The sequence below is a fragment of the Lacticaseibacillus suilingensis genome (genome assembly GCF_016861845.1).
GTDB classification, from domain to species: Bacteria; Bacillota; Bacilli; order Lactobacillales; family Lactobacillaceae; genus Lacticaseibacillus; species Lacticaseibacillus suilingensis.
This window is the reverse complement of the sequence record NZ_BOLV01000034.1, coordinates 1-11,588: the sequence shown is the minus strand read 5'-3', so window position 1 is coordinate 11,588 and position 11,588 is coordinate 1. Positions and strand designations below refer to the sequence as shown.

The 11,588-nt window shown below is 50.6% G+C and carries 10 protein-coding genes; 9 read left to right on the top strand and 1 reads right to left on the bottom strand.

The window, feature by feature from the left end; translation table 11 throughout:
* Positions 1 to 252: 252 nt before the first annotated feature.
* Positions 253 to 1,734 carry a primase C-terminal domain-containing protein gene (locus JUF11_RS12460; protein ID WP_204119864.1) on the bottom strand — a complete coding sequence of 494 codons (1,482 nt, stop codon included), beginning with the start codon at positions 1,732 to 1,734 and terminating at the stop codon, positions 253 to 255.
* Positions 1,735 to 2,278: 544 nt separating this feature from the next.
* Between JUF11_RS12460 and JUF11_RS12455 the strand changes: the two genes are divergently transcribed.
* The 9 genes from JUF11_RS12455 (at position 2,279) to JUF11_RS12415 (ending at position 11,439) form a co-directional block, all read left to right on the top strand.
* Complete coding sequence (locus JUF11_RS12455) at positions 2,279 to 3,094, top strand: ParA family protein (RefSeq protein ID WP_204119863.1); 816 nt, start codon at positions 2,279 to 2,281, stop codon at positions 3,092 to 3,094.
* Positions 3,095 to 3,096: 2 nt separating this feature from the next.
* Positions 3,097 to 3,441 (top strand): DUF5388 domain-containing protein, encoded by a 345-nt coding sequence (locus tag JUF11_RS12450; RefSeq protein ID WP_204119862.1) that lies wholly within the window; start codon positions 3,097 to 3,099, stop codon positions 3,439 to 3,441.
* Between the two features lie 124 nt (positions 3,442 to 3,565).
* The gene (locus JUF11_RS12445; protein WP_204119861.1) at positions 3,566 to 4,348 is read left to right on the top strand and encodes a hypothetical protein; all 783 of its coding nucleotides are present in this window, start codon (positions 3,566 to 3,568) and stop codon (positions 4,346 to 4,348) included.
* Positions 4,349 to 4,700: 352 nt separating this feature from the next.
* A complete protein-coding gene (locus JUF11_RS12440; protein WP_204119860.1) occupies positions 4,701 to 5,561 on the top strand; it encodes a PRD domain-containing protein in 861 nt (286 codons plus the stop codon).
* Positions 5,562 to 5,566: 5 nt separating this feature from the next.
* Positions 5,567 to 7,018, top strand: coding sequence for a PTS transporter subunit EIIC (locus JUF11_RS12435; RefSeq protein WP_204119865.1), 1,452 nt, complete (start codon positions 5,567 to 5,569; stop codon positions 7,016 to 7,018).
* Positions 7,019 to 7,041: 23 nt separating this feature from the next.
* Positions 7,042 to 8,757, top strand: a complete 1,716-nt coding sequence (locus JUF11_RS12430) for a glycoside hydrolase family 3 protein (protein WP_204119859.1) — start codon at positions 7,042 to 7,044, stop codon at positions 8,755 to 8,757.
* An 18-nt stretch (positions 8,758 to 8,775) separates the two neighbouring features.
* Entirely contained in the window at positions 8,776 to 9,258 is a 483-nt protein-coding gene (locus JUF11_RS12425; RefSeq protein WP_204119858.1) for a PTS sugar transporter subunit IIA, read from the top strand.
* Positions 9,259 to 9,936, top strand: coding sequence for a beta-phosphoglucomutase (pgmB, locus tag JUF11_RS12420; protein ID WP_204119857.1), 678 nt, complete (start codon positions 9,259 to 9,261; stop codon positions 9,934 to 9,936). It abuts the gene before it with no gap.
* Positions 9,937 to 9,951: 15 nt separating this feature from the next.
* Positions 9,952 to 11,439 (top strand): glycoside hydrolase family 1 protein, encoded by a 1,488-nt coding sequence (locus tag JUF11_RS12415; RefSeq protein ID WP_204119856.1) that lies wholly within the window; start codon positions 9,952 to 9,954, stop codon positions 11,437 to 11,439.
* Positions 11,440 to 11,588 lie beyond the last annotated feature (149 nt).

Sequence of the window (11,588 nt, the reverse complement as noted above, 5' to 3'; positions counted from 1 at the left end):
ATCAGTCATCTGAAAACCTCCAGTTTCAATTCATGATACAGGATGCACTCTCCCTGAGTAAACTTTGCACCAGAACCAATGCAAGTCCAACCCATTCCCCACCATAAACACAATCTTCACGTCTTACCCCTCCAAATAGTGCTGCTGAAAATCAAAAACAATCAAACCCAGATAGAAACACATCCACGCTAACAAGATCCTAGCACGCCAAGATAGGAACAACCAGCACCGAACGGGGACAAACAGAAGGGCCTAACTAGATATATGTATTGGCGATTGAGACCATTTAATATGCCTCATAACTCCGTCAAAAATCCCTACAATCTGCAAGGTCAACTGTACCGGCTTAACTTGCGTCCCCGGCCGTTCTGGCCCACGCAGCGCAGTCCCCTTCTCAGCCTGCACATACTGCGCAATCATCCGCGCCGTCGCTAAATACACACCACCATTGCGCCCCCGCACCCGGCGAATGCTCAATTGCGCCCGCTTAGCCAACGCGTTCAACAGCCGCACTAACGACTGCCGGCTGATGCCGAGCGTTTGCTGCAGCTGCAAATAAGTAAAACGCGCATGCCCAAGCACACGGTCAGTCGACCGCTCCGAAAGCCGCAGCAGATCCTGGGCCCACTCCTGCTGATGGGAGTACTGCCGCTGAGCGCGCGGCTTGCGAAAATGCGACCACACCTGCGCCCCACTCTTAATCACGGTGCCAGGCACATATCGCTCGCACAATTCCCGCACGTAACTCATATCCGCGCCTTGATACCGCTCAGAATAAGCTGAGCGCACAATGGCGCGCACCTCGCTGTCGCGCAACGGTTGCCGCTGAAAGCTGGACCATTGATCAGCGTAGTCGAAAGCTTCAGCTTCAGATACACCAGAAGCATACTGAGCCAGACATAGCGTCAAAAGCGTATTGTTGCGCCCATACCCACTCCCCTGCGCGCATGGCACCTGGGCCTGAGTCAGCGTCTCAAACCATTGTGTATGTACCTGATCACTCACTAGCTTGGCTGGTGCACCTTGCTGCTTCTCACCAACTGCCATCGACCATGCTTGCAGCGCAGCAAATGGCGGCCGGGCATCTTCATCAACCTCGACCAGGGTGTCACTCGATGGCAACCGAAAGAAGCCAAAGTCATTAGCCCCAGTGTCAGTATAGGGATTCCGCGCCGCCACTGCTGCCCGAATCGCTTGTGAAACGTGTTTTGCCGAAGCCAAGGCTGGATACCGTCCATCTGCACTGCGGCGGATCCAAACCGGCGCCTCCATCACGTAGTAAGCCTGATAGCCATGCGGTGTCGACAAGATATAGGTTGGCTCAAACAACGCCCCACCTTGCCGAATGATAAAGCAGCTGCTATCAAAATCAGCGTAATCAGGCTTTGCACCGGCAGGATAATCAACATCAACAACAAATGTAGTAATTGCCTTGAGGTTCTTCTCCACGTGCCCGCGAATGGTCCCAAACTTCACTCCTCGCCGCTCGTAAGTGCCGTAGCGAAAGACATTAGGCGTCCAGTGCGAAGCCCCATCTGCATCCAGCACGGCCTCCTGTGAGGTCATCACGACCCCTTGCGCTGCTCGCAGCAAGTCCTTGCTCCAGCACACAAAAACCGCCCCGCTTTTACGAGCAGTCCCGTCTGGTACCAACGCTGAATGCTTGTAGCGTCGGGTAGATAAGGTTTCACCTAGAATAGTCTTGATTGCATCGGCTGCATCCGTCTTGCGCATCCTACTCGCTCCCGTTGTTGAGATACAACAAAGGCCCAGTACCGCTTTCGCGTATACTGGGCCCTTGGGCGAAGAGTGTACGCAAAAAACAGAAAACACCGCGCACCCTTGCCATCGCTCCCAAACGGGGTTAAAATGACAATAACTTGATAATTATTTTTGTGGGCGCTACCGATTGCCGTCGGTGGTGTTTTTTTGTGTCTTCATTCACATATCAGTATCTGGGAAACAGCGCTATAACGCAATAGTCTAGGGATTCCTGTATTATCGAATACATGTATTCTCAGTGACACATAATACAATACTACAAGTATTAATGTATTCTGTAATACTTTAATACAAAGTGGCGGGAACATTAAAGCCGCCAACTAGGGATTCCTTTCACCGACCAAATTCGCGGTGCTTCTCTTCCGACAATGTATTATTGTATTCCAGAATACATGTATTACAGAATACAGTTTGAACTCAATCGCCCAAGCAACAGCGGTCATGGTATAATCTCCTTGGATGTATTACAGAATACAAAAACGGAGGTACCAACCAAATGACTGCTACCGTCTTATCCTTTGCGAACTTCAAGGGCGGCGTCGGCAAAACTTCAACCACGGCGCTCGTGGCTTGGAGCCTGGCCAAAGCCGGGCACAAAGTCTGCATGATCGACTTTGACCCGCAAGCCAACCTGACTGCACTGATGATCAAAACCTACGCGAGCCTGCACAATGACATGCCTGCAACTATCAAAACCTCGCTAATGACCGCCATCACCGAAGACAAGCCGCTCAAAGACATCATGATCTCAATCAGCGACAACCTCGACCTGGTGCCGAACGCCGTCGACTTTTCCATCTATGGTAACTTCTTAACTTCCAAGTATCCAACGGAAAAAGAGCAGGTGACCTCGTTCCGGCCCTACGTTGACGCGCTGCGCGACGCTTACGACTTTATCTTCATCGATGTGCCGCCGACCTTGCAACCGACGAATGACACGGCTTTTTACGCCTGTGATCAACTGATTGTTGTGCTGCAAACCCAGGAACGTGCACTGACCGGGGCCGAACAGTTCGTCAAGTACATGCAATCCTTCATGATTGACCGCTACAACGCACCGCTCGACATCCTCGGCATCCTGCCAGTGTTGACCGAGCGCCGCGCGCCAGTCGACGAAGCAGTGCTACAGGCTGCCATCGATGAATTTGGCACCGAGAACATCTTCGAGCACCACATCCTCATCCAGTCGCGGATTAAACGCTACGACATGACGGGCATCACCGACAACCCGAAGGACATGTGGGACAAGAAGGTTCACAGCGCCTACAAGGCCGTCGCCGAAGAAATGATTCAGCGTCTGGAGGCGAATTAGTCATGGGAATGCTTGAGAAAAAGCCGACTCAAAAGACCGGCAAGTCGCTCCTGCGCCACACGCCAGGCGGGGTCGAGGTCGAAAACCAGGTCGACCGCGAATCCATCATCCAAAGTGTCAAGGAAACCGCAGCTCCGAAAAAGAAGCCAGCTGAAAAAACGACTTCAATTCGCATCTCGGTGACAACCCGTAATGCGCTGAATTCGCTGGTGACGCTCGGCGAAGCTGACACCGTGAACACGCTCTTAGATCAGCTCATCACGCAAAAGCTCGAGTCGCTGCGCCCAGATCAGCAACGCACTTACGACATCATCAATGGCGTTGCGACCAAGCGCGACAAGGATTAGCAACCGTCCTCCGTAAATGTATTATTGTATTCTAGTATTATTGTATTAAAGTATTCTTGGATTATTGTATTCTGTAATACATAAGCCGCAGAGTATACACCGCTACCACCCAAGGAGGAGACAGATGGCATCACCGGTAAAATCGATTGGTTCACTGGCGCAGCTGTTGGCTCGGTTGCAAGGCAAGAATCCTGCAACCTGGCTCTTGGCAGATTTGCCGCCAGCTAGCCAAGCCATCATTGCGTATGACCGCATGTTCGCCATCAACGACCTGACGCCTGACGCTTTCAGGGCGACAGATTTCGCCAATCTAACCAAGGATCAGGATGGTCTCAATCATTATGTTTGGATTGAGACCGGGCAAGCCAACGAAGTGATTGTGGTCGGCCGCACCAAGTTTAATCCAACCGAGCCTGACTATGGCGACCTGTTTAAAGACTATGCCGTCGACCTAGGCAAATCTGCGGATGCCATCGCGCAGGTTGTCTTTGGCGATAACTACCAGGCCAAGGTGACAGCGCCGCTGACTGAACTTGCAAAACAGATTAATCAGTATGTTAAAGGGGCGGTCATTATCCCACTCAATGCACCAACACCAGCGCTGGCTGACCGCCTTGAAACCGAAATCGGTGATGCCGTTGTCGCTGAATATGGCGCACTCAATCCTTATTCGCACCGTTATAACCAGAGTAGGGGAGCCAAAGCGCAAGCCTATGAGGTTCAACAACCCATTGTCGGCGTTACCGTGGATTGGGTCGGCAAGGTTACCGAATATCATCTTAAACCCGGCGATGTGTTTTTGATTGAAGGCGCCGCCGGATACGATGCCGTCTTCGTCCTGAGCGCCCGCCATGGCAGGATTCAACTCGATGCCAGCGATATTCTTCAGCACTGCAAAAAAGTATAAATTTGCCAGTATTCACCGCCACCAGCCCATGCTACACTGTCTTCGTAAGCAGAAAGTCCTGAAATCATCAACCATGCGTCAGCCGAGTAGCAGCGGCTGGCGTTTTTCTCATGCTGAATCGCGGCTCTGTATCAAGCACGTTTCGTTTACCTGGAAAGTAAATCTTGGAGAAATCGTTTACAGTCAAAAAATTTAATGCTATAGTGACCCCATTGGCCAATGGATAGTTATCGTTAGCAATAGCGAGCTAAACCTGTTTGCCGTGACCCATGCGCAAAAACTCTGCGTGGTCGGTAACGGCAGGCAGGTTTTTGTTTTGCCCAAAATATCAAGGTGGGAAAGGGTAACACTCATGCTGATCAAGAAGGGACTCAACAATAACGTTGCTTTTGTAGTCGACGATAAAGGCAACAACCTGATTGTCACCGGCACCGGGATTGCATTCGCGAAGCATCCAGGTGACGAGATTGACGAAAGCAAAATTGACTATTACTTTCCAATTCTGCCGCGAGAAATCTCTGAAGATCTAGCAAAGTTGCTGGTCGACATTAACATTAAATACTATGCAATCGCCAACGACGTTGTCGATAAAGCGCAAGCAATGCTCAAACAGCGTCTAAACGCCAGCATTATCTTGGCATTGACGGATCATATTCATGGAGCCGTATCGCGCCAGCGAAACGGCATCACACTAAAAAATCCACTGAGATGGGAGATTAAGCGTATTTACCCGCAAGAATTTGAAATCGGTTTATTTGGTACTAAGCTCATTGAAAACTTTTTTGGCGTCATTCTCGGCTCCGATGAGGCCGCAACAATCGCACTGCACATCGTGAATAGCGAGTCGGAGCAGCAAAACGAGTATCGCGGCTACAAACTAGTCGAAATGGTGCACTGGATCTCAACGGAAGTCTCGGCTTACTTCAGCCGGGATCTTTCTGCGGTAACCGACGAGTTCTACTACCAGCGCTTCCTGACACATGTGCGGTTCTTCATTCAACGTGTGCTGGCGAACAGCTATAACCAAAACGCAAGCGCATCGGACGCTTTGCGGTTCGTTCAACAGAGTGATCCAACCGCGGCAGCCTGCGTCGAAATTGTAAGCAAAAAATTCGAAGAGCTTTACAACATTCATATCTCAACAGAAGAGCGTGCGTTTCTAACTTTACACATTCACAACATATTGGCGCATGCAACACAATTAAAGGAGTAACAATCATGGCACAGTACACAGATCTGAGTAAATTCATTGTGGCTCATATTGGTGGGCCATCTAACGTGGTCTCATTGGTTCATTGCTTTACTCGACTTCGCTTCGTGCTTAAGGACGAAAGCATTGCTGAAACGGAAATGCTCAAGGACCATGACGGAATTATCGATGTCATGCAGGCCGGGGGCCAATACCAAATCGTCATCGGTATGCATGTAGAAGCCGTATTCGATGAAGTCGACAGCCTGTACCATTTTCCGGGCGCTTCCGACGATAGTGACACTGAAGAACAGCCCGTTGAGGCTACTCAAGAAAAGAAGTCGCTCTGGGAAAAAGCTGTTGAATTGCTTTCCGGCATCTTCGTACCGCTGCTAGGCATCCTGTGCGCCAGCGGTATGATCAAAGGGTTGCTGGCAATTCTCTCAACCGCTGGCATTCTACACACCACCGATGGGACCTACATTATCCTCTATGCCATTGGTGATGCGCTGTTCTACTTCTTCCCATTCTTCCTGGCTATCAGCGCTAGCAAGAAATTCCATGTTGATCAGATGACCGCGGTAGCGATTGCCGGCTCTATCTTGTACCCGACTTTAATCTCTGCGCTTAGTGGCAAGCCGCTAGCAACCATCTTTAGCGGCACCGTTCTTGCTTCCAAAACGTACCTGACTTTCCTGCATATTCCGGTACTGCTGAACAATTATTCCTCAACGGTTATTCCTATTATCATCGCCGTCTGGTTCGCCTCGATTATTCAACGGTGGGCCAAGAAAATCAGTCCAAAGTCAGTGGCAAACTTCTTGGTGCCAATGCTTACGCTCTTAATTACCGTACCAATGACCTTGCTGGTTGTCGGCCCAGTTGCCACCTGGCTGTCGAATATCATCGCCTGGGTTGTGCAATCTCTGTATCACCTCAGCCCGATCCTGGTTGGTGCCTTTATCGGCGGTTTCTGGCAGATTCTGGTTATCTTCGGAATCCACAACGCTCTGATTCCAATTGTCATCAACAACTTGGCAACTCAGGGCTATGATATCATCTTCGCCGCCAACATCGCGGGGCCTTTCACTCAATTAGCAACGCTTCTTGCCTTGGCCCTTGTGCTTAAGAATCAAAATAAACGCGAAACCACCATTGCTGCGATTTTCCCAGCCATCTTTGGAATCACTGAACCAGCAATTTATGGGGTGACACTGCCAATGAAGACGCCGTTCATCATTAGCTGCATTTCCTCCGCCTTTGGCGGGGTTTTGGCCATGCTGATGGGCGTTAAGTTCTATCAAATGGGCGGCCAGGGAATCTTCGCTTTCCCATGCTTTCTTTCACCTAAAGCGACCGACTTCTCAGGCATGATCTCTGCTATCATTGTCGTCCTTATATCGATGGCCTTGGCGTTCACCATGACGGTGATTACTTACCGCTTCAAAGCTAAGACCTCAGCGACTGAAGCCTTGAACTAACATTGCATATTAAGGAGGTCACCATGACGACTATCGTTAATTTATCTGCAAATCCATTCAATCTAACTTCGCAACAAGATGCCCAAGTTAGGGCCAAGCTCAGCACGATGTCCGAGAAAGAAAAAATCGGCCAGCTGTTCTGCCTGCTAGGCGATTACAACACTGAAAAAGAATTAAAAGAGGTTATCGATACCTATCAACCTGGTGGGTTTATGTACCGTCCACAACACAGTCAAAAGATCCAATCCCTGCAGCGAGCCGCACAACGTATCAGTAAGGTTCCTCTGCTACTTGGGGCCAATCTCGAGTCCGGTGGCGATGGCATCGGCACTGATGGCACATTCTACGGCCGGCAAATTGAAGTTGCTGCCAGCAACAAGCCGGAAAATGCCTATCGGCTCGGTCTCGTCGCAGCGCGCGAAGGAAAAGCGGTCGGCTGCAACTGGGCGTTTGCACCAGTGGTTGACTACAACGCAAACTTTGCTAATCCCATCATCAACGTCCGCACTTACGGGGACAATCCCGATACGGTCATCAAAATGGGCTTGGAATACATGCGCGCTGCTCAAGGTGAACACGTAGCGGTTGCTATCAAACATTTCCCAGGCGATGGTGTAGATGACCGCGATCAGCATCTGCTGACCTCTGTTAACTCACTGTCTACTGAAGATTGGGACAAGACCTACGGCAAAATCTACCAGACGATGATTGACAATGGTGCCCTGACGGTTATGGCTGGGCACATTTACCAGCCAGCCTACACGCGCCATTTCAACCCCAAGATTGCTGACAAGGATATTTACCCTGGCTCACTCTCACCAGAGCTCTTGCAGGGTCTACTGCGCGGCAAACTAGGCTTTAACGGTATGATTTCAACCGATGCGACGAACATGGCCGGTTTTAGTTCTCAAGGTAAGCGGTCAGAGCTATTGCCACAAGCGATTAACGCCGGTTGTGATATGTTACTCTTCACCCGCGATCTGGAAGAAGACTACCACTTCATCACAGCAGCTGTTCAAAATCACACCATCTCTCAAGAACGCTTAGACGAAGCGGTACTGCGTATTCTTGCTACCAAAGCCGCACTCAAACTCTTTGAAGCGCAGGCGGCTGGCACCCTTGTCCCTGGTGAAGGTGCATTAAAGGTGCTGCAATGTCCCGAACATGTTCAATGGGCCAAAGACCTAGCACAACAGTCAGTGACTCTAGTAAAAGACAAAGAACACCTGATGCCACTAGACTCGAACCGGACCAAACGACTATTAGTCTTTGTCATTGGTGATGTTGTCAGTGCCAGTGGGAAGCCGCCGGTTCATAACATCTTCGTTGATGACCTGAAGAAGGCAGGCTTTGAGGTCACTCTGTTTAACGAAGATGACGCCGAACTGAAGTCACTGCTTGTCGCTGGCTCGGTTTCAGCGCTTACGTCACGCTTTGATGCAGCCATCTATTTTGCCAATGTTAAGACTGCCAGTAATCAAACAACCGTGCGCCTGAATTGGCTCAAACCCATGGGCTTTAATGTGCCATGGTTCGTTCACGAACTACCGACTATCTTCATCTCGGTTGCCAATCCTTATCATCTGCAGGACGTGCCGATGGTTGGCACCTTCATCAACGGGTATACGGCTAATGACTATGTTCCAGCCGCGATTGTTGACAAGTTAGTCGGTCGTTCCCCATTCCAAGGTGTCAGCCCAGTTGATGCCTTCTGCGGTTATTGGGACACAAAACTGTAATCAGTAAGGAAGAGTGTAATGTTTAATTTTCTCAATCAAAGTAATAAACTCTACGCCCCAGTAGATGGGCAACTCATGCCAATTTCCAAGGTGCCAGATAAGATGTTCGCCAGCAAAGCCATGGGCGATGGCTTTGCGGTTCAACCCCATGACAGTAAGATTGTTTCGCCAGTCGATGGCAAAATCACGATGATTGCGGGGACCAAGCACGCACTCGGTCTTAAAGCAAAAGATGGTACAGAATATCTAATCCATATGGGCATCGATACAGTCGCGCTGAATGGTGCCGGCTTCGACATTCTCACTGCGGTAGGCAAAAAAGTGCACCATGGGCAACCACTGGCGACTTTTAATCTGACGACTGCACAAGCGGCTGGCAAGGCCACTGCTGTGGTAGTAGTGTTACTCCAAAAAGAAGACGTAATTCCCACGTTGACGGAAAAATCGGTACATGCGGATGACCTAGTTGCTGATCTTGACGCCGAAAGTCAGGCGGGTTAAATGCTAAAAGGTCTAATCTTCGACATGGATGGCGTACTGACCAGAACGGATCGTTATCATCTTGCAGCATGGGAGCAGCTCGCAAAAAGCATAGGCATAGAGCTCCCGGCAAACGCCAATGAGTATCTGAAAGGCCGTTCGCGCTTAGACTCGCTGAACTACATCCTTGAACAAGCACCGGCAGTTCACTACACCGCCACCCAAAAGGATGAGCTGTGTGCTAGAAAAAACACCCTCTACCAGAAACTCACAGCGGATATGACACCAGCAGACATTCTGCCAGGTATCTATACTCTGCTAACAGCAGCCAAGGCGCAGGGATTGCGGCTTGGTGTCGCAAGTGCCTCACAAAATGCTCCGCGACTACTCGCTAAGCTCGAACTACTGGATAGCTTTGATGCCATTACGGACCCTGCTACCCTCTCGGCAAGTAAGCCGGATCCAGCAATCTATAATCAGACTGCGAAGCTGTTAGGGCTAAGCAGTGGAGAAGTGATGAGCTTTGAAGATGCCGCTTCTGGCATCGAATCCATTAAAGCTGCGCATCAATTTGCAGTCGGTATCGGCAGTGCCGAGGAACTGGTTGGCGCGGACGTCATTGTTCCGAACACAGCGGCGCTTGACCTAATAATGCTAACCGTACAATTCGATGCTAATATCTCGGACTCGGTCAACTAAGAAAGGAGTCTTTTCATGGAATTTGACGATAATTTTCTCTGGGGCGGCGCCACTGCCGCCAACCAATATGAAGGTGGCTACCTTGACGGCGGCAAAGGTCTAAGCACCGCGGACGTCATGACCAATGGCGCCGTGGATCAGCCGCGCCGCGTCACCTGGAAGAATCCCACCACCGGCGAAACCGGCGCCACGCCCTTTGGCTTTGGCGCCAATAACCGCCAAGTCCCTGAAGGTGCTGAACCCGCTGTGCTTGATGGCGAATACTACCCCAGCCACACCGCCACCGACTTCTATCACCACTACCAGGAAGACATCAAGTTGATGGGCGAAATGGGCTTTAAGGTCTTCCGCCTCAGCATGAACTGGGCCCGCATTTTCCCGAACGGGGACGATGCGCAGCCGAATGAAGCAGGTCTGCAGTTCTACGATAACGTCTTCGATGAATGCAAAAAATACAACATCGAGCCGCTGGTCACCTTGTCTCACTACGAGACCCCCCTGCACCTGGCGATTAAGTACAACGGCTGGGCCGACCGCAAACTGATCGATCTCTTCGTGAAGTACGCCACCACCGTCATCAAGCGTTACAAGGGCAAGGTGCACTATTACCTCACCTTCAACGAAATCAACATGATGGAAATGAGCGGCTACATGGGCGGCGGCATCATCAACGCCACCGAACAAACCAAAGCCCAAGGCGCCCATAACCAGTTCGTCGCCAGTGCGCTGACTGTGCGGGCCGCGCATAAAATCGACCCGAGCGTGCAAGTCGGTCAAATGTTGGCCTATGGTCCCCTTTACGCCTTAACTGCTGATCCTAACGACCAGCTCAAGGCCCAAGTGGATATGCAAAACACCTACTTCTACTCTGACGTGCAAACTGGCGGCCACTACCCGGCTTACCGCATCAAAAAGTATGAACGTGACGGAATCAAGCTGGATGACACCCCAGAAGACTACGAGCTTCTGGCCCACTACCCAGCCGACTTCCTGAGCTTTTCGTGCTATGGATCCAGTACCGTCACCACCCATGATGTTGACAGCAAAGACGGCGGCAATTTTGTCACCGGCGTGAAGAACCCCTACCTGAAGACCAACGCCTGGGGCTGGGCCACCGATCCGCAAATCTTGCGCATCGCTTTAAACAACCTCTACGACCGTTACCACAAGCCACTCTGGATTGTCGAAAACGGCATTGGCTGGGCCGATGACATCGGCGCCGATCACAAAATCCACGATGGCTACCGCATCGAATACCTCCAGCAAAACCTGGCTTCCATGCGCGACGCTGTCACTATCGATGGTGTGGATCTGATGGGTTACACCATGTGGGGCTGCATCGACCTCGTTTCCGCCGGCACTGGTGAAATGCGCAAACGCTATGGTTTCGTCTACGTTGACCGCAATGACAAAGGCGAAGGCACCCTTAACCGGTACCCGAAGGACTCGTTCTACTGGTACAAGAAGGTCATTGCCAATAATGGCGAGGATCTTAGCAACTAATTCTGGCTCTTCGTCAAGTAGAGTTAATAGAGATTTCTATGAGTGTCTGTTTCAAACTCGTTGTGTATGAACGGTTCTGGTGCAAAGTTTACTCAGGGAGAGTGCATCCTGTATCATGAATTGAAACTGGAGGTTTTCAGATGACTGAT